A 19,549-nucleotide genomic window follows, 5' to 3' on the forward strand; every position below is an offset into this window, starting at 1 on the left:
CAGCCACACTCAGAACAAGCGTCAAGGCAAGCACGTAGAAGAAGCTGCCGGAGAACGGCGCGATGCCGAACACCGGGAACACCGCATTGAGCACCGCCAGATGCCAGATGAAGATTCCGTACGACCAGCGACCGATCGCCAAGGCAAACGGACTTGCCAGGAATCGGTGCTGCGCCTCGTCCCGCAGAACCAACGGTGCGATCAGCGAAAAGCTGATGATTGCTCCGAGCGCGATCTTGACGGCGAACTGCCAAGGCTCTGGGCGTACCAGACCTTCCGGGCCGGCGAGGTCGGTGCACGAGAGAACAAACGCCACCAACGCCACACCGGTCAGCAGAAGCCGGCGATGCGCCAGACGGTGAACCCACGTCGAATCTCCGACGGCGAGTTCGGCCAACACCATGCCGACCCCGAACCACGGCAGGTATCCCGGCAACCAATTGTCGTGGTGGATGAAATCCGGCGCGGGAATCGGCAGGAACGCCCAACTGAGAGCAATCAGCGAGACAACGGTGAGAAGTGGGATCCGGAACCGGGCACTGCTCCCGCGCAGGCGTACCAGGAGAACCGCGAACAACGGCAGCAACAGATAGAACATCACCTCGACCGACAGGCTCCACATCTGAGTGAGCCCCTCGGTGAGGGTGAGCGGAACAAAGACCTGCACCAGGCCGAGGTTCGCCAGCCACACCTGATAACCACCGCCGGCACCTGGCAGGAACAGGAGAATCAGCGTCACTGCCACCCAGTACGCGGGAAGAATGCGCGTCGCTCGGGATATCCAGTACCGCACGGTGGCCTGTGGCCGACCGATTCCGCGGGCAGCGGCCGCATGCGGACGCCACAACAGAAACCCGGACAGCGCAAAGAACACTGCAACGGCCAGGTCGAGCCGCCCGAAAGCCCGACCGATCGCGCCCGACTGAGCCTCGCCCGTCTGGAACGCGACGTGGGTCACCAGAACCCCGAGCGCTGCCAAACCTCGCATACCGTCCAAGGCCGGAACGAAGCCACGGGCCTGCGGCGGGACGGCTGCGGAAGAATTCACGGGACTCATCATCACGGATAAGTGTGCACCGGGGCACGTTCGCCTTAAACCATCCGGACGCCCTGTAAAAAAATGCGAGGCCAAATCGCCACCTCATGCGACAAACCGGGCCGCTGGACTGTTAGTGTTCTGCCACACATGGGTTCTACTGTGACCCCATACGGCCAGCGCAACTCATATTGTGCAGGTTGCACCACGTCTAAACTACTAACGGGTAGGAGTCCCAGCATGGCGGAACGCTCAGGGTCGAGCCGGATACTTCCTTGCATTCTGGTAGGTCTCGGCGCCTTCCTCTTGGCCATCGCTGTTCTCATTCCCACCTACATGGTCGGCAAGTTGGAGAAGACGCCGCTCGACCTCGAGGTCACCACGATCGCCACGGGCAACGGCAGCGTCCTCAACTCTGCCGCGCTACTTGCCGGCAAAGCTCAGGTCGACAAGAACGTCCCGATCGTTGCTCAGCGCTACGTCACGACGCAGGAACCGTCCAACGCCGACGACATCACCGTCCAGGCCGGCCAGACTGTCATCCGCACCGACAAGCAGGGTGAGAGCGGCCTGCTGACGGCAACCGTCGACACCGTCACCCTGGACCGCGTCAGCTCGATGCCGACCAACGATCCGGTCGGAACGATCCAGACGTCAGCTGATCAGCCGGCGGAAGAAGTTTCCCGCGAGGGTCTGCAGTACAAGTTCCCGTTCAACACGGAGCAGCAGACCTACCCCTACTTCGATCTCAACGCTCGCGCGAACTACGACATCAACTTCGTCGAAGAGACCGAGATCAACGGCATGAAGGTCTACCACTTCAACCAGACCATCGAGCCCGTCGACCTGTCCAAGGTCGTCAACTCCCCCACGAACAAGCTCACCTTGCCTGCCGACACCTGGGGCGTTCCCGGCGGCACCACCCCCGTCACGATGACACGCTGGTACACCAACGTCCGTGACCTGTGGGTCGAGCCCAAGACCGGTGTTGTCATCAAGGGCCAGGAGCAGCTGCACCAGTACTACGGCCGCAACAAGAACTCCGTCGACGTCGACGTCCTCAACGTCACGCTGCCGTTCGACGAAGAGACCATCGAGTACCAGATCCAACAGGCGCAGGACGGCATGGACACGCTCAACCTTGTCGGCCGCACCGTTCCGATCGTCGCCGGCGTCCTCGGCGTGATCGCTCTGATCGCCGGCATCTTCCTCGGTGTGCGCGGAGGCAAGGGCGGAACCCCGGCGCCTGCACACGGCGGCGGTGGCCAGACTCCGAGCGGAGCAGGTACCCCCGCTCCCGGCGAGCACGACTGGACCAACGACGACACCCAGGTGATCCCGCGCCCGGATCTGCGCAAGGAATAACACGTCGCCAGTGAACCTGGCACAGGTTTTGTGAAGCGAGCACCCCTTCCAGCTAGTCGGAAGGGGTGCTCGCTTCATACAGGGGTTGCTAGCTGCAGTGGTTGCTAGATACAGGGGTGCTAGATACAGGGGTGCTAGCTCGCGCTTGCCCGGTCTGCGCTGCGCACTGCAGCAACAGAGACCGCCACCGCCGTCACCGACGCCACGACTACCGCTGTCCCGATCAACTGCCCCGGCGTCGTTGCCCACAGGAGCATCACGACGGCCTCGACGGCCAATCCGATCCAGGCCAGCACGGCGACTCTCGTGCGTTCCGACGCGATTGCGGACAGCAGGGCGCACTGCAGCACTGCAAGGACGGCACCGTGCAATGCAAAGGCCCACAGCATCGGTGCCACGGCAGCGTAGGCGTCGCCCACCAGGATCGGTACCAACGGACCGGCGAGGGCCGCGCCGAGCACCAGCACAGCCCCGATTCCCACCAACACAGCCAAAGCTGTGCGAACGGCCTGCGCCGATTGGGCTGGATTGGCCATCTTCGGGTACAGGACAACACCAACCGCTTGTGGCAGCCAGAACGCGGCTTTGGTCGCGACGGCGCCCAGTGCGTACACACCCGCGTCGTATTCGCTCAGAACCACGCGCACGACAAGCAGGTCCAGCGACGACAACGCAATCAGGGCGAGCTGAACCTGGGAGGCGGCGAGCACGGATACAACACCGATCCGCACTGCTTTGTTCTCGCTCACCGGCGCCGTGCGGTCAAGCACCCGGACAACCGCGACCAGAACCGCCGTTCCGGCCGCGCTCGCCACCAACGCTGCGGCCGCAGATCCGCCCAGCGCCAGGACTGCCACTGCGGGAAGAACTTTCATCACACCCGCACCGGCCAGGACTGCGCTGAGCACGCCAAACCGGCCGTGCCCCTGCAACAATCCCTGCTCCGTCGCCAGCAGCACCAGCATCGGCGCCGTCACCAGAGCCGAGAACGCTGCAACTATTCCGGTGTCGAGTAGCCACGCCATCGCCGGGGTCAGCACCACCGCCAGAACAGCCACGATCGCTGCGCATCTGTACCCGAGCGATCGCAATGTGTCAGCGCTCTTGCCGCGCACAGCCTCTCGGGCGACCACTGTTTGCAGCGCCAACGCCGGCACGGCCAGCACCAACTGCGCGGCGAGAAGACTGGCGAATTCTCCGTAGCCCGCCGGACCCAACCAGCGACTTGCCAACCAGGCCAGCAGATACGACGCAACATTTGCCGTCATCGAACCGGCCAACACCATACTGACCCCGGCCGCAGCGGAACGATCAAGAGGTTGGCGGGCCATGCGACCAATGATGCACCACGTATCGTGCCCGTCATGACAGTGCGGCCGAAACACCACAGCGTCGTGGCCGCGGTGTACAGCCTGGCGTTGACATTGTTGATCCTCGGACCACTGCTCGGTCCCGGTTATCTACTGCTGCGCGACGCTGTCAGCACTCCCCGGTCGTACCTCACCGACTCCGCCCTCGGGCTCACCGACGCCGCCGCCCGGGCCGTGCCGCAGGATGCGCTGATCGCGGCATTGAGCACGGTTGTCGACGGTGGGTTGGTGGTGAAGGCGCTGCTCCTCGCCGCACTGTGGCTGGCGGGGTGGGGCGCTGCCCGCTTGGTCCGAGCCCTGCTGCCGACAGCCGGGCTCGGGCCGCAGTTGGTGGCGTCAACGGTCATGCTGTGGAACCCGTACGTGGCCGAGCGTCTGCTGCAAGGACATTGGAGCCTGTTGGCCGGGTACGGCGCTTTGCCGTGGATCGTGATCGCGGGCATCGGGGTTCGACGCGCTCAGCCCGGTGCCTGGTGGGCATTGGCCGCATCGCTGGCATTCGCGGGCCTGACACCTACCGGCGCGCTCCTGGGATTGACAATCGCGTTGGTGGCCGTAGCCTCCCCAGGCGGGCGAACGTCGGTTCTACGACGCGTCAGCGGCGTCTTCGCACTCTTCCTGATCACTGCCTCGCCGTGGCTCGCGGCAACACTTCTGTCGAGCGGCGCCGCCGACGGTTCCGATCCCGCCGGTGTGGCAGCCTTTGCCGCCCGCGCGGAACCGGGCCTCGGAACGCTCGGCAGCCTCGCCGGGCTGGGCGGTGTCTGGAACTCCGCTGCCGTCCCGGACTCTCGCACAACACTCTTCGCGGCGGCAGGGACGCTACTACTCCTGATCGTGGTGCTCAGCGGCATTCCCGCGCTCTGGCGACGGCGTCGCAATCCTGTGATCACCGCCCTGGCAGGGCTGGCACTCGTCGCGGTCCTGGCCCCGGCACTCGGCGCAACACCGTGGGGCCTGGGTGTTGGTCGCTGGTCGGTCGAATACTTCTCCGGCGCAGGCCTGCTCCGCGATTCCCAGAAATGGGTGGCGCTTGCCGCACCGTTCTACGCACTGTCCGCGGCAGCGGGCGTGATGTGGGCACAGCGACGCTTCACTCTTCCGCGCCCTACGTGGTCGATCGCCACTGTTGTCGTGACGGTCATGGCTCTGCCCGACCTCGCGTGGGGCGTCGGCGGGGCTCTGAAACCGGTGCAGTATCCGCAGTCCTGGACCGTTGTCGCCGAGCAGTTGCGAGGCGAAACCGGTGATGTGGCAGTGCTTCCCACCGGAATGTTTCGAGCCTTCTCCTACACCGGTGACGCTCCGGTTCTCGATCCGGCTCCGCGATTTCTCCCGCTCGATGTACTGCAGACCGGCGAACTGATCGTGGCCGGTGGCTCTGTCGGCGGCGAGGGAACACGCGCCGCCCAGGTCGAGGAACTCCTCCTCACGGGCGGAAGCAACACCGAACTCGCGTCCCTTGGCGTCGGCTGGGTGCTGGTGGAACTCGACACTCCTGGCCGATCCGACGACGCGGCGCTGCGCAACCTCGAGAGAGTGTTCGCAGACAACTATCTCGAGCTGTACCGGGTGCCCGGAGATGTTGCACTGCACCAGGCTTCGGCATCTGCCCGGATCATCGTCGCGCTCGCCCACATCGCCTGGGTGATGACGGGCGTTGCGGCTCTACTCGTGCTCGGACTGAACCAGAACCGGATTCGACTCGCGCGACGTGACAAGACCTGAAACACGCTGTCCGACCGTCGTCGCCGACAAAACCTCGAAAACACCGGTTCCCGTTTGTTCCCACGAGAATTCGCTCGACCACACCCGAGCTTTCTCACCGAGCACCGTCCGCAGTTCGTGATCCTGCAACAGGGTGCCTGCAGCCTGCGTCAATTCCGCCACATCGCCGTCGCCGACACTTTCGCCGCCTACCAGAAGACCCGTCACGCCGTCGACGATGGAATCGGTCAACCCCTTGGAACTGCGGTAACCAACAGTCGGAACTCCGTGTTGCGCGGCCTCGATGACGGCGAGGCCCCACCCTTCCTTGCGGGACGGCATGAGGTGAATCCAGGACTGCGCCAACAGTTCGTGTTTGCGGGACTCGTCGACGTGCCCGTGGAATGTCACCGCGTCGCCGATCCCGAGTTCGGCAGCGCGATCACGCAGGTTCTGCTCCCACCAACCGCCGCCGATGACGTCGAGGTGAAGTTCGGGCTGCGTCGGGCGAAGTGTCGCAACCGCTTCGAGCGCGTCTTCGATCTGCTTGTGCGGCACCAACCGCGAGAGCACCGACATGGTAGGCCGGATCGCCCGGGTGATCGAACCACCCGCGTCGACGCCCATCGGAAGACGATCAGCTCCGTTGCGCACCACGGCAATTCGATCGCGGTCGACCCCCAGATCCACCAGTTCCTCTGCCGAGGGTAGTGACACCGTCAAATACTGGTTGTCGCTGTGACGCTTCGGCGACAGGCGCGATTCCACCCACCACCCGATCCGTCCGACGAGTGTGCCTGCCACCGGCCACTGTTCGCGGTGGCAATGGTGCACGAGCAGCGTGACCGGCGCACCGGCCACCATCTTCGAGAAGAAGGGAATCCCGTTCTGCGTGTCGACCACGGCGTCGGGGTGAAGGCCTTTCAGGGAACCGAACCCGAGGCGTCCGGCCGCAATCGCGGCCAGTGCCCGCGGGTACACGCTGAAACGTCCGCCGGAACGACTGATGGTGATGCCGTCTCGATACTCGGCGGCGGGCGCACCCGGGTACGACGCCGTCCGCAGAGTCACCTTGATTCCGCGCGCCGCCAACTGGGTTCCGACCTGTTCGAGGTACCGCTCACTTCCGCCGCCCTGCGGATGCCCGGTGTCACGCCAACAGAGCAACAGAACCTCGTGCACGTGCGTTACTCCCTAGAGCTCGTCGGTGACCGGCGCGGATGCGAGTGGTCCTGCGGGGGATGCCCACCCTGACCGGTCGGTAACCCTGCGGAACACCCTAACTGTTTCCGCGTCCGTAGTGCCGCGCTCCTCACAGTGAAATTGACGGTGTTCATGGAGCAGAAGTCGCAGTCGCTAAAGTTGATTCTCGTGACCAAGCCCGCAGTGACCCGCATTTTCGGCCGACGGGCAACCCTCAAACGATCCGTCGGCTTGCTCAGCGACTTCCGCCACGAGCAGACCGCGCCTGACATCTTCTACGGCGCGCTCGCTCGCGATTCCGTCGAATTGATCTCCGACCTGCATGAAGGTCACACCGGTCACACGCTCGACGGCCTCACCGTCCTCGACGTCGGCGGCGGACCGGGCTACTTCGCGGAAGTGTTCCAAGCTGCCGGTGCCAGCTACATCCCGGTCGAACCCGATCCGTCGGAAATGCATGCCGCGGGCCTGACCGTCGGCGGCGCGGTGCGCGGATCAGGCCTGGCGTTGCCCTTTCGGGATTCGTCGGTCGATATCTGCTTCTCCTCGAACGTGGCGGAACACGTCAGCGAGCCGTGGCTCATGGCGGAGGAAATGCTGCGCGTCACCAAACCCGGCGGACTGATGGTCCTCTCGTACACCCTGTGGTGGGGTCCGTTCGGAGGGCACGAGACCGGTCCGTGGCACGCTTTCGGTGGTGAATACGCAGCCAAGCGGTACCGCCGCACAACCGGCCGCGAACCGAAGAACAGGTACGGAGAGTCCCTGTTCAAAGTGGGTGCCACCGACGGTTTGCGCTGGGCCCGCGGAACAGACCAAGGTGAACTACTCGCCGCGATCCCCCGATATCACCCGTCCTGGGCGTGGTGGATGGTTCGTGTTCCCGGCCTTCGCGAATTCCTCGTGAGCAACCTCGTTGTGGTCCTCGAGAAGCGTTGACGTGATTCGCCTCGCCCTCGACATCGGCGGCACCAAGATGGCTGCCGGTTTGGCTTCCGAGGACGGGTGCGTTCCCGAATTCCGCACGGTTCCCACACCGAAAACGGATACGTGGGCAGCCTGCGCGGCATTACTTCAGAACGTTGCCGACGGACGCGCGGTTGACGCCGTCGGAATCGCCTGCGCCGGCCCGGTCGATACCGTCGGCGGTGTTGTGGCACCCATCAACATCTCCGAGTGGGCTGGCGGCTTCCCCCTGCAGGACGCGGTACGCAGGGTTTTCCCGGGCGCTCGAACCGCTCTGGCCATGGACGGGGCTGCCGCCGCACTGGCCGAACATCACCACGGCGCCGGACGCGGAACCCTGGACCTGTTGAGTCTGGTCGTCTCCACCGGCGTCGGCGGCGGAGTTGTCCTTGGCGGTCGCATCGCACCTGGTCGTACGGGAAATGCCGGCCACATCGGGCACCTTGTTGTCCCTGGAGCCGACGAACCCTGCTCGTGCGGTGGCGTCGGCTGCCTCGAGACGGTCGCGAGTGGTCCGGCAGCAGTTCGTTGGGCTCGCAGTCAGGGGTGGACCGGCACCACCGGCCTCGAGCTTGCCGACGACGCCCACCGCGGCGACGCCCTCGCCCGGGCAGCGCTTCACCGTGCCGGAACCGCGCTGGGTGTTGCCATCGCGTCGGCTGCAGCACTCCTGGATGTAAATCTTGCGGTGGTGGGCGGCGGATTTTCCCAGTCCGGCTCAACCTTGTGGGAACCTCTCCGCGAATCGGCTGCCCGACATGCCCGTTTGTCGTTCATCGAGGACCTAAGAATCGTCTCCGCCGAGTTGGGTGAGCGTGGAACTCTGACCGGCGCGGGGCTCCTGTCGCTCGTCGCCGCCATCTGACACGCGTTCTTCTCCGAGAAATCCGCAGGGAGTCCCACTAAACGGGTGCCACCTGTTCCCAATTTCTGTAACGTGTTTTAGTGTTCTGACTCACACCGTTACGGGCATTGCGCGTGACACAAGCGGGAAGGAGGTGACCGTGAGCCCCGATGTTTCCTCGACAGAAGCCGAGCATCACGCACAGGTCGCCCGACCAAGTGATTCCCTCCGCGACACCGAAGACCTCCGCGAACGCCTGGAACGCTGGATGGCCGGGAAGGTGCCGGCCGGATCCACCGTGACCGTCGCCGATGTCACCCTGCCCGCAGCCAACGGCATGTCCAGCGAAACCATCCTCTTCGACGCGACCTGGGACGGCGATCATCATCCGCTGGTCGCCCGTGTCGCCCCGGCAGAGACCACCATGCCGGTGTTTCCGACCTACGACCTCGAATCCCAGTTCCGCACCATGGCGCAGGTGCACGAGCACTCCGCGGTGCCCGTGCCGACGGTGTACTGGTCCGAATCCGACCCGGATGCGTTGGGTGCGCCGTTCTTCGTCATGGAGCGCATCTCCGGTGACGTACCTCCCGACGTCATGCCGTACAACTTCGGATCGTGGGTCACCGAAGCGTCCCCGGCGCAGCGAAAGACCCTCCAGCAGAACTCGGTCGACGTCCTGGCGCAATTGCACGCCATCGACAATCCGATCGAGCGCTTCGATTTCCTCCAACTGCCTGGTTCGGGACCGACTGCGCGAGAGGCATTCTCGGCGCACATCGCCGAGCAGCGCGCATACTACGAGTGGGTCGTCAAGGATGGCGTCCGATCGCCACTCATCGAGCGGGCACTCGACTGGGTCGAAGCACACAATCCCGCCGACGATTCACCGGCCGTGCTCTGTTGGGGCGACTCACGCATCGGCAACGTCATGTACCAGGACTTTGCACCAGTTGCCGTACTCGACTGGGAAATGGCAACTCTCGGCCCGCGTGAGATGGACCTGGGCTGGATGGCCTTCCTGCACAGGTTCTTCGAGGACATTGCCGGGTTGGCAAACCTGCCCGGTCTTCCCGACTTCCTGCGACTGCCGGACATCGCGGCAACTTACGCCGACATCACCGGTCACACACCACACGATCTGGAGTTCTACGTTACGTACGCAGCGCTGCGCCAGGCCGTCATCATGTGGCGAATTCAGGCCCGTGCCATAGCTTTCGGTCAAGCTGAGCAACCCGCAGACCCCGACGACATGATCATGCACCGCGCATCGCTCACCGCGATGCTCGACGGCACTTACTGGGAGAGGTTGAACTGACCATGTTGTCGCCGATGGACGATTACCCCATTCACCAGATCGCGGAACCGGTCCGCCACGTCGCCACCTCGGACCGAAACTTCTACGACCGCTACTACTTCAACTGCTACCCCACCGGCAACAACGACACCTTCCTCATCGTCGGTCTGGGCCAGTACCCCAATCTCGGTGTCATGGACGGTTTTGCCGTCCTACGCCACGGGGATCACCACATCGTGGCCCGCATGTCGAAAGCCCTGGGCGCCGATCGCACCGACACCACGGTCGGACCACTGCGCATCGAAGTGCTGGAGGGCCTGCAGAAACTTCGTGTCGTCCTCGAACCCAGCAGCGAATACGATCTCTCCTTCGACATCACCTTCGACGCCACCATCCCGGCAGCGCTCGAGCCCAAGCACTTTCGACGCCAACTCGAACGCGTCACCTTCGACACGTCCCGTTTCCTGCAGACCGGAACGTGGACCGGCAACCTCACCGTCGACGGGGAAAAAATCTCGATCGACCCCGATACCTGGCGCGGAAATCGTGACCGCTCCTGGGGCGTACGGCCGGTCGGTGAAGCCGAGCCACCCGGCCGACGCGCCGTCGACGGTATCCAGAACTTCTTCTGGATCTACTCCGTCATGCAGTTCGACGAGTTCACCATCTCGGTCATCATGCAGGAAGACGAGCAAGGCCGTCGCATCGTCGAGGAAGCGATGCGAATCTGGCCAGAAGAAGGACGCGATCCGGAATGGCTCGGCCGACCCGAGCACGACCTGATCTTCTGCCCCGCCACCCGCGACGTCACCGGAGCTACCCTCACCTTCCACCGGCCCAGCGGTGAGGTTCTGACCGTCGACTGTGAACTGTTGCTGGCCAACCACATCGGCATCGGCACCGGGTACGGCCTCGAACAGGACTGGCGCCACGGCATGTGGCAAGGCGAACTGGTTGTCCAAGGCCTACGGCACAAGGTCCACGAATTCGAACCCATGCAGCGCATGTTCTCCCCCGTGGACAATCTCAGCAAATTCCATCTCACCGAGGGTGACCAGACCTTCGACGGCACCGGCCTTTTCGAAGTCGCTGCCATCGGACCCCACGAGCGTTACGGCTTCACCAGTTTCATCGATATGGCACCAGAGCGCGAGACCGACAACACCGAGGAAAGATTGTGATGACGAACTACGACAAGCTCTACATCGGCGGCGAGTGGGTAGCCCCCGCCACCGACCAGGTACTCGAGGTGTTCTCACCGGCAACGGAGGAGCGCGTCGGAAGCTGTCCCGTCGCCGCTCCGGCAGACATCGACGCCGCAGTCTCCGCTGCGCGCAACGCTTTCGACAACGGACCGTGGGCCAAGACGACCCCTTCCGAGCGCGGTGCGATCCTCGCGAAGGCAGCCAAGCTCCTCGAAGAGCGCAGCGCAGATCTCAACCAGCTCATCTCAAACGAGATGGGCCAGCCACCCGCCATGGTCGGCATGATGCAGCAGACCCCGTCGATGGCGACGCTCGGTTTCTACTCCGAACTCGCCGACAAGTTCGCGTGGGAAGAGAAGCGCACCGGCGCCTTCGGGCAGACCAAGGTCACCCGCGAGCCCGTCGGCGTTGTCGCTGCCGTTCTCGCGTGGAATGTTCCGCTGTTCCTCGCGATCAACAAGCTGGCCCCCGCGCTGCTCGCCGGCTGCACCGTCCTGCTCAAGCCGGCCCCCGAGTCACCGCTCTCGGTCCATGTGATCGCGGAGATCTTCGCTGAGGCAGGCGTTCCCGCCGGCGTCATCTCCGTGCTCCCCGGCGGCGCCGAGACCGGCGAATACCTCGTCTCGCATCCTGACATCGACAAGATCACCTTCACCGGCTCCAGCGCGGTCGGGCGCAAGATCGGCGCCATCGCCGCCCAGAACCTCAAGCGCTGCTCCCTCGAACTCGGTGGCAAGTCCGCCGCCATCATCCTCGAGGACGCCGATCTCGCTGCCGGAATGCCGATGCTTGTCATGTCCGGCCTGATGAACACCGGTCAGGCGTGCGTCGCGCAGACCCGAATCCTCGCTCCCCGTTCACGTTACGACGAGGTCATCGAGGGACTCAAGACCGCGGCCGGTTACATGACCGTCGGCGATCCGTCCGATCCGGCCGCGCAGCTGGGCCCGCTGATCTCCGAAAAGCAGCGCGAGCGCGTCGAGGGCTACATCGCCAAGGGGCAGGAAGAGGGCGCTCGACTGGTCCTCGGCGGCGGTCGTCCCGCCGGACTCGACAAGGGCTGGTACGTCGAGCCGACTATCTTCGCCGACGTCGACAACTCCATGACCATCGCCCGCGAAGAGATCTTCGGACCCGTCCTCTCGGTGATTCCGTACGACTCCGAGGACGAGGCCGTCAAGATCGCCAACGATTCCGACTACGGCCTCGCCGGATCCGTCTGGACCACCGACATCGATCACGGCCTCGAAATCGCGGCGCAGATCCGTACGGGCACCTACGCGATCAACTGGTACGCCTTCGACGCCGGTTCACCGTTCGGCGGTTACAAGAACTCCGGAATCGGCCGCGAGAACGGACCTGAGGGCCTCGAAGCCTTCTGCGAAACCAAGTCCGTGCTCATGCCGCCCGGATACACGAGCTGAGTTAGCACCCGTTGCACACAGTGAGCACCCCTTCCAGCACGACGGAAGGGGTGCTCACTTCATAGAAGCTGTGCTCACTCCCCAGACATAACCGTCCGAGCGGGCTTAGCCTTAGCTCCGTGACCACCGAAACGGAAGCATCGGCTGACGAGAGCACCACCACCGTTGTCCTGGCCTTTGCCGCAAACGCGCTGATCGCCGGAGCAAAAACAGCGGCCGCGATCGTCACCGGATCGGCGTCGATGGTTGCCGAGGCCACCCACTCGTGGGCCGACACCGGCAACGAGATCCTGCTCCTCATCGCAAACCGGCGATCCAAACGCGTTCCCGATCGCGATCAACCCCTCGGCTACGGCCGCGAAGCCTACATCTGGTCGATGTTCGCGGCCCTCGGACTCTTTGCGCTTGGTGCCGGAGTGTCGATCACCCACGGAGTCCAGGAACTGTTCCATTCGGAACCGGCCACCGATTTCGGAGTTGCCTACGCAGTCCTCGGCGTCTCCTTCATCCTCGAAGGCATCTCGTTCCGCCAGGCCTACAAACAATTACGGGCAGAAGCTTCGGCCGTCAACAGCGACGTTCTGACACAAGCCCTCAACACGTCCGACCCCACTACCCGGGCTGTGTTCGCCGAAGATGCTGCGGCACTTATCGGTTTGATCATCGCGTTCGCGGGCGTCCTGCTTCACCAGATCACTGGTTCACCGATCCCCGACGCCCTCGGATCCATCTGCGTGGGCATCCTGCTCGGCGTCATCGCGATTATCCTGATCGACCGCAACCGACGTTTTCTGGTCGGTGAGGAAGCGTCACCGACCCTGCGCGCCGCCGGCATCGAAGCACTGACACAGCTACCCGACGTCAACCGAATCACGTTCCTGCGCATGGAATACCTCGGGCCACGGCAGGTGTACCTGGTTGCCAGCATCGATGTCGTCGGGGACTACGCCGAATCTCGAGTAGCCCACACACTGCGCGAACTCGAGCGCACACTCGAGCAGAGCCCACGCGTCGTACGGGCGATCCTGACGCTCTCGACACCGGAAGAACCGTCGATCACCGCCTGAGCGATACGCTCATTTGATGCGCGCTCTGGTCGTTGTCCTGATGGTCCTCGGATTTGTCGTCGGGGGAATTCCCTTGTTGGGCGTCCTGATCGACGTGATGACCAGTTCGGACAAGGAGATCGTGTACCAGGGAGGGTACGCACCGCTAACAAATGTGCAGATGAGCCGGGATTACGAATCGTCGCTGAACCTCTACTTCGATTCTCAATCGAATGCGTCGAGGAATTGGTTCATCCTCGCCAGCTTCCCGTTCCTCGGAGCAGGTTTGGGCGCTCTGACGGCGGCACTGATAGGGCGCCGCGGATGGCGCCTGACGCGAGCCTGAAACAGACGCCGATGGCCGCCCACCGTCGAAACGAGGGGCGGCCACCGTCAGAACAGAGTCAGATGTACATCGCAGGATCGATGTAGCTGTTCGGATCCACCAACTTCTCCTTGGCGGTCCGCGGCCGAGCCACTGCCGGAATACCCGTTGCAATGGAATCGGCCGGAACATCACGCGTCACAACAGCATTGGCGCCGATAGCACTACCTTCGCCGATGAGAACAGGTCCCAGGATCTTGGCACCCGCACCCACGGTGACCCGATCGCCGAGCGTCGGATGGCGCTTGACCTGCTCGAGTGAACGGCCGCCGAGCGTGACACCGTGATAAAGCATGACGTCGTTGCCGATTTCAGCCGTCTCACCGATTACGACGCCCATGCCGTGGTCGATGAAAAACCGTCGACCGATGGTCGCGCCGGGATGAATCTCGATGCCCGTGGCAAAACGTGTCAGCTGCGACAACACCCGGGCCGGACCGCGCAGAGCGGGCACAGCCCACAGCTTATGTGCGATCCGATGCGACCAGATGGCATGCAGCCCTGAGTAAACGAGGGCATTCTCCACATTGCTGCGCGCGGCAGGATCCTGACCGCGCGCAGCCTGTAGGTCCTCGCGAATGACGCCGAGGATACTCACGTATCTCAGTCCCGGATGTGTTCGAACAGTGGGGTGGAGATGTAACGCTCACCGAAGTCGCAAACAACCGCCACGATCAGCTTGCCCGCATTCTCGGGGCGCTTTGCCAACTCGAGGGCGGCCCACACGATGGCGCCGGACGAGATGCCACCCAGGATGCCTTCCTGAGTTCCGAGAGCGCGAGCGACCTCGATGGAATCGGGGAACGAGACGTCGATGATCTCGTCGTAGATTTCACGATCGAGGATCTCGGGTACGAAGTTCGCACCGATTCCCTGGATCTTGTGGGGGCCGGGCTGGCCACCGTTGAGGATCGGCGAATCGACGGGCTCAACGCCGACGATCTTGACCTCGGGCTTGTACTTCTTGAGAGTGCGTCCGACGCCGGTGATGGTGCCGCCGGTGCCGATACCGGAAACGAAGATGTCGACGGCGCCGTCAGTGTCGGCCCAGACCTCTTCACCGGTCGTCACCTCGTGGATGGCCGGGTTGGCGGGGTTTGCGAACTGGCTGGCCGAGACAGCGTTTTCAGTCTGCTCGACAATTTCCTTGGCCTTGGCGACTGCGCCGGCCATGCCCTCGGAGCCCGGGGTCAGCACGATCTCGGCGCCGTACGCACGCAGCATGACGCGACGCTCGGTGGACATCGTCTCCGGCATGGTCAGGATGACCTTGTAGCCACGAGCAGCGCCGACCATGGCAAGTGCGATACCGGTGTTACCACTGGTGCCCTCGACGATGGTTCCGCCGGGCTTGAGTGCTCCGGACTTCTCGGCAGCGTCGATGATCGCAACACCGATCCGGTCCTTGACGCTGTTGGCCGGATTGTAGAACTCGAGCTTCACTACAACCTGTGCGTCCAGACCCTCGGTCAGGCGGTTGAGTCGCACCAGCGGGGTGCGCCCGACCAATTCGGTGACGTTGTTGTAAATACCGGTCATTTCCGTACCTCCATGTGGCCGCAGTGTCGACCGGGTCGTTTCGTTAATGACGTTATTGCATCATTCGGTGTGTCCTATAGCTCAACCGGGCCGGTAAAAACCCGAGAACTACCAAAATAATCTCCTCGAATGCCGAATGCCGCATCTGTTCGATCAGATGCGGCATTCGGGTTACGCAGAACAGAATCGCGAGGGACTCAGCCCAGGCGCTGCTTCAGAGCTTCGAACTCGTCACGGATACCGGTGGGCAGCTTCTCGCCGACGAAGTCGAACCACTCCTCGATCAGCGGGATCTCGGCCTTCCACTCGTCGATGTTCACGGCGAGGGCCTCGGTGATGTCGGCGTCCGACACGTCCAAGCCGTCGATGTCGAGTGCCGATCCCGTGGGAACGACGCCGATCGGGGTGTCGATACCGGCAGCCTTGTGCTCGATACGCTCGACGATCCACTTCAGGACGCGAGAGTTCTCGCCGAAGCCTGGCCACAGGAAGCGTCCGTCGTCGCCGCGGCGGAACCAGTTCACGTAGAAGACCTTGGGCAGCTTGGACTCGTCGGCAGACTTGCCGAGGTCGATCCAGTGCTGGAAGTAGTCGCCCACGTTGTAGCCGAGGAACGGAAGCATTGCCATCGGGTCGCGGCGAACCGTACCGACCTGGCCTTCGGCTGCTGCGGTCTGCTCGGAGCCGACCGTGGCACCCATGAAGACGCCGTGCTGCCAGTCGCGGGCCTCGGTGACCAGCGGAACCGTCGTCTTACGACGTCCACCGAACAGGATTGCCGAGATCGGCACGCCCTTCGGGTCGTCCCACTCGGGAGCCATGATCGGGCACTGCGACATCGGGGTGCAGTAACGCGAGTTGGGGTGAGCGGCCTGCGTACCGGATTCAGGCGTCCACTCGTTGCCCTTCCAGTCGATCAGGTGCTGCGGGTCGCCTTCGAGGCCTTCCCACCAGACGTCGCCGTCGTCGGTCAGTGCAACGTTGGTGAACACCGTGTTGCCCTGGTCGATGGTGCGCATCGCGTTGGGGTTCGAGGACCAGTTGGTGCCCGGTGCCACGCCGAAGAAACCGAATTCGGGGTTGACGGCGTACAGCTGTCCGTCGTCACCGAAACGCATCCACGCGATGTCGTCACCGAGAGTCTCGGCACGCCATCCGGGGATGGTCGGCTGGATCATCGCGAGGTTGGTCTTGCCACATGCGGACGGGAATGCCGCCGCGATGTAGTAGGCCTTGTCCTCGGGGGAGATCAGCTTGAGGATGAGCATGTGCTCGGCCAGCCAGCCCTCGTCGTGCGCCATTGCCGAAGCGATACGCAGCGAGTAGCACTTCTTGCCGAGGAGAGCGTTTCCGCCGTAGCCGGAACCGAAGCTCCAGATCTCACGATCCTCGGGGAAGTGAGTGATGTACTTGGTGTCGTTGCACGGCCACGCGACATCGGCTTCGCCATCGGCGAGCGGAGCGCCCAACGAGTGCAGCGCCTTGACGAAGAATCCGTCGGTGCCGAGCTTGTCGAGAACCTTGCTGCCCATGCGGGTCATGACGCGCATGGAGACGACGACGTACTCGGAGTCCGTGAGCTCGACACCCAGCTTCGGATCCTCGGCGTCGAGGGGACCCATGCAGAACGGCACGACGTACATGGTGCGTCCACGCATGGAACCGCGGTACAGGTCACCCATGAGGGTGCGCATCTCCGACGGGTCCATCCAGTTGTTGGTGGGGCCTGCGTCGATTTCTTCCTTCGAGCAGATGTAGGTGCGCGATTCGACGCGAGCCACATCGGAAGGATCGGAATTACCGAGGAACGAGTTCGGCTTCTTCTCGTCGTTGAGGCGCGTGAACGTGCCTGCCTCGACCAGCTTGTCGGTCAGCCGGTCCCACTCTTCGTCCGAGCCGTCCGCAAAGACGACGCGAGCGGGCTGGGTGAGTTCGGCAACCTCTTGCACCCATGCAAGCAGTTCCTTGTGCTGCGTGGGGGGCGTGCCGTCAGTTCCGTTGAGACCGGGAATGGTCGCTGAGGTCATCAAACTCTCCTGGGGTGAGCCGGAACCGGGTTCTCGTGACACCGGATGCAAACTGCAGCTCCCCGATACCAGTTGATCCCGGTGTCCCCCTCTCGACGGGGTCCAGCCGCGTCATCCACTCACGTGGATTTCACGGACGCCGGGTGTCCTATGTACTGAGGTTAACGCTGGCTGTTCACCTGCAGGTAATCGGGTGCGGTCAGAAATGTCACAGAAACGATTCAGATGGTGTATCCACAACGCGTACCCGGCTTCGAATAGAGGCAAACGGTCCCGGATCGCAAGGCGAACAGTCCTCTAGGTACGTCACTCAGTGCCTATTTTGCGTGTCACGCAGTGCCTATTTTCGGTGTCACACAGTGCCAGAATCGATGCGATCCCACACCAACGCACCGTGCGTGTCTCGGTGGCATTCCCACGCCGCGAAGTCTCCGTCCGACTCCACCATCGTCACGCGGTCGGCAGCGCCGTCACGATCGAAATCCGACACCACGACGATGGCAGCTGCATCGTTGTCCGGCGACACGACGCGACTGTCGACGATCCCGTCGCCATCGAGATCGAATGCGTCGAATGTCGTCGTCAGATCACCGACGTCGACAGTCCCCGTACCCGGTCCGAACGTTGCCGGGTCGATGCCCTCTGCCGGTAGATGATCTGCCGGCACGTCGAACCGTCCCATGTCGACGACGTCGGCGGTGATCAGAAATCCGTCCATTACTTCCCCCTGTGCTTGATCTTGCTGGTGTCTTCTCCCGGCAACCCCTACCGAGATGCATCAGTACTACCAGATTTCCGTCGACAGTCACCGACAAAAATCCGGGCCTGTGGACAACTCGTTCAGGCCCCGGCACCGTTCAGAATTGCCAGGTCACGTTCACAGGCGGCCAATTGTCCGGAACGTGCCTGTCCCAGTGCTCGGAGCTCGACATCGATCTCCGCAATTCGCGCTTGCGCCGACGCAACCAGCTCTCGGCTCTCAGCCAGGATCGCGCTGCCGAGATCCACTTCCGCGTCAAGGAGCCGGTTCAGCACGCGCTGCTCCCATTGCGCTCTGACGATGGCCATCGTTTCCGCCAGCCACGCACGCGCGTGCGTCCGATCTGCCGCCACGCCTCTCGTGCGGCTCAACCACCACGCCGCAGTTGCGCCAAGCACCAGAGTTACCGGAATGCTCGCGATGTCCAGGGCCGGCACCATCTCCAGCGGAATGACCGCGATCCGCCCCAAACCGAGCCCCGCCGAGGCACCGACCAACACGGTGATGCGCTCTTCGTTACCACGCGGCCGTGTCGCGGGGTGGTCGGGAAAATGTGGGAGTGCGACGCTTACACCCGTTTCGCCGATTCCGACTGCTGTGGCGATCGCAGCGTCGAAAGCCACTGTGTTGCTCTCGACTTCGTGTTGCAGACGTGCCGGCAAACTGTCGAGTTCGCTTCGGGTGGACTCGTCGATCCACAGGCGCGCCGACGCCACTGTCGTTCGAGTGGTGTCCGCGATCTGCTGCGAAAGTTCGGCTCGCGCGCGCTGGAGCCTGGTCCTCATCTGAGCTAGTCGTTCACTACGTCGACCGTCACGGTCGGTGAGTAATTCGCTGCGCTCCGCACGCAGTTCGCCGCCGGGATCGCTCTCGCGCAGGTTTCGAACCTCGAGGTCGATCATCCGTCGGGTTTCCGCGATCACACCGCCGCCAGGCTGAGATACGGCGCGTCGACGAACTGCGTCGACGGCGTGGAACAACGGTGCGACACCGCCATGCTCGGACAGGACGATGATTGCCGCCCCACCGTAAACATCACTGTGATCTGCAAGAATGCGCTGATCGCGGTCACGAACCGCTTCCCAGTCCGGGTTCACATCCGTCTTGGTCATCACAACCACAAACGGCAAGCCTCCCACTCCGGACTCGTCGAGCAGTTCCAACTCTTCCCGCCCGATCACACTTGCCGCGTCGACCACCAGCAGCACGATGATGGCGTCGCTTGCATGATCGACGCTCGTGTATCGGCCCGCCACGCTCAGGAGCATTTCGACCTCTTCGCGACCACATCGCGGCAGGCCGAGAACGAAAACACTTGCATTACTTGATGATTCATCAGCCCAAGCGACATCGACATCACCAGAGAGCCCAGCTG

16 protein-coding genes and 1 pseudogene are annotated in these 19,549 nt (G+C 63.4%); 9 read left to right on the forward strand and 8 right to left on the reverse strand.

Annotated features, from left to right (window positions below):
• Positions 1-10 precede the first annotated feature (10 nt).
• Positions 11-1,060, reverse strand: a pseudogene (locus CJ178_RS14610) (acyltransferase family protein); the annotation flags it as partial.
• Between the two features lie 216 nt (positions 1,061-1,276).
• Between CJ178_RS14610 and CJ178_RS14615 the strand changes: the two are divergent.
• Entirely contained in the window at positions 1,277-2,401 is a 1,125-nt protein-coding gene (locus CJ178_RS14615) for a DUF3068 domain-containing protein (protein WP_095887008.1), read from the forward strand.
• 134 nt (positions 2,402-2,535) lie between these two features.
• Here CJ178_RS14615 and CJ178_RS14620 read toward each other — a convergent pair whose 3' ends face one another.
• The gene (locus tag CJ178_RS14620; RefSeq protein WP_095887009.1) at positions 2,536-3,732 is read right to left on the reverse strand and encodes a lipopolysaccharide biosynthesis protein; all 1,197 of its coding nucleotides are present in this window, start codon (positions 3,730-3,732) and stop codon (positions 2,536-2,538) included.
• A gap of 33 nt (positions 3,733-3,765) precedes the next feature.
• Here CJ178_RS14620 and CJ178_RS14625 point away from each other — a divergent pair, with 33 nt between their 5' ends.
• Entirely contained in the window at positions 3,766-5,499 is a 1,734-nt protein-coding gene (locus tag CJ178_RS14625) for a hypothetical protein (RefSeq protein WP_095887010.1), read from the forward strand.
• Here CJ178_RS14625 and CJ178_RS14630 read toward each other — a convergent pair.
• Positions 5,440-6,660: a glycosyltransferase family 4 protein gene (locus CJ178_RS14630; RefSeq protein WP_033231706.1), complete on the reverse strand. Its 1,221-nt coding sequence runs from the start codon at positions 6,658-6,660 to the stop codon at positions 5,440-5,442. The genes CJ178_RS14625 and CJ178_RS14630 overlap by 60 nt on opposite strands.
• A gap of 153 nt (positions 6,661-6,813) precedes the next feature.
• Between CJ178_RS14630 and CJ178_RS14635 the strand changes: the two genes are divergently transcribed.
• From CJ178_RS14635 to CJ178_RS14665, 7 genes are all read left to right on the forward strand, one after another.
• Positions 6,814-7,620, forward strand: a complete 807-nt coding sequence (locus CJ178_RS14635; protein WP_095887989.1) for a class I SAM-dependent methyltransferase — start codon at positions 6,814-6,816, stop codon at positions 7,618-7,620.
• 1 nt (position 7,621) lies between these two features.
• A complete protein-coding gene (locus tag CJ178_RS14640; protein WP_095887011.1) occupies positions 7,622-8,512 on the forward strand; it encodes an ROK family protein in 891 nt (296 codons plus the stop codon).
• Between the two features lie 133 nt (positions 8,513-8,645).
• Positions 8,646-9,809, forward strand: a complete 1,164-nt coding sequence (locus CJ178_RS14645; protein ID WP_045064638.1) for a phosphotransferase family protein — start codon at positions 8,646-8,648, stop codon at positions 9,807-9,809.
• Between the two features lie 2 nt (positions 9,810-9,811).
• On the forward strand, positions 9,812-10,969 hold the full coding sequence (locus tag CJ178_RS14650) for a hypothetical protein (protein ID WP_033231708.1): 1,158 nt from the start codon (positions 9,812-9,814) through the stop codon (positions 10,967-10,969).
• Positions 10,969-12,417, forward strand: a complete 1,449-nt coding sequence (locus CJ178_RS14655; RefSeq protein ID WP_095887012.1) for an aldehyde dehydrogenase — start codon at positions 10,969-10,971, stop codon at positions 12,415-12,417. Before CJ178_RS14650 ends, CJ178_RS14655 begins: the two co-directional genes overlap by 1 nt.
• A 119-nt stretch (positions 12,418-12,536) precedes the next feature.
• Positions 12,537-13,484, forward strand: a complete 948-nt coding sequence (locus tag CJ178_RS14660) for a cation diffusion facilitator family transporter (protein ID WP_095887013.1) — start codon at positions 12,537-12,539, stop codon at positions 13,482-13,484.
• 16 nt (positions 13,485-13,500) lie between these two features.
• The gene (locus CJ178_RS14665; protein ID WP_095887014.1) at positions 13,501-13,809 is read left to right on the forward strand and encodes a hypothetical protein; all 309 of its coding nucleotides are present in this window, start codon (positions 13,501-13,503) and stop codon (positions 13,807-13,809) included.
• A 58-nt stretch (positions 13,810-13,867) separates the two neighbouring features.
• On the opposite strand, the gene epsC is transcribed toward CJ178_RS14665, so the two are convergent.
• The 5 genes from epsC to CJ178_RS14690 all read right to left on the reverse strand — a co-directional run bounded on the left by epsC (position 13,868) and on the right by CJ178_RS14690 (position 19,442).
• The gene (gene epsC, locus CJ178_RS14670; protein ID WP_095887015.1) at positions 13,868-14,446 is read right to left on the reverse strand and encodes a serine O-acetyltransferase EpsC; all 579 of its coding nucleotides are present in this window, start codon (positions 14,444-14,446) and stop codon (positions 13,868-13,870) included.
• 5 nt (positions 14,447-14,451) lie between these two features.
• A complete protein-coding gene (gene cysK / locus CJ178_RS14675; RefSeq protein WP_045064648.1) occupies positions 14,452-15,387 on the reverse strand; it encodes a cysteine synthase A in 936 nt (311 codons plus the stop codon).
• 197 nt (positions 15,388-15,584) lie between these two features.
• Positions 15,585-17,414: a phosphoenolpyruvate carboxykinase (GTP) gene (locus tag CJ178_RS14680; RefSeq protein ID WP_033231714.1), complete on the reverse strand. Its 1,830-nt coding sequence runs from the start codon at positions 17,412-17,414 to the stop codon at positions 15,585-15,587.
• 352 nt (positions 17,415-17,766) lie between these two features.
• Positions 17,767-18,132, reverse strand: a complete 366-nt coding sequence (locus CJ178_RS14685; RefSeq protein WP_051730283.1) for a DUF6802 family protein — start codon at positions 18,130-18,132, stop codon at positions 17,767-17,769.
• Between the two features lie 122 nt (positions 18,133-18,254).
• On the reverse strand, positions 18,255-19,442 hold the full coding sequence (locus tag CJ178_RS14690) for a hypothetical protein (RefSeq protein ID WP_095887016.1): 1,188 nt from the start codon (positions 19,440-19,442) through the stop codon (positions 18,255-18,257).
• Positions 19,443-19,549: the final 107 nt, after the last annotated feature.

It is taken from the genome of Rhodococcus sp. ACPA4, from assembly GCF_002300185.1.
Classification (GTDB): Bacteria; Actinomycetota; Actinomycetes; order Mycobacteriales; family Mycobacteriaceae; genus Rhodococcus_F; species Rhodococcus_F globerula.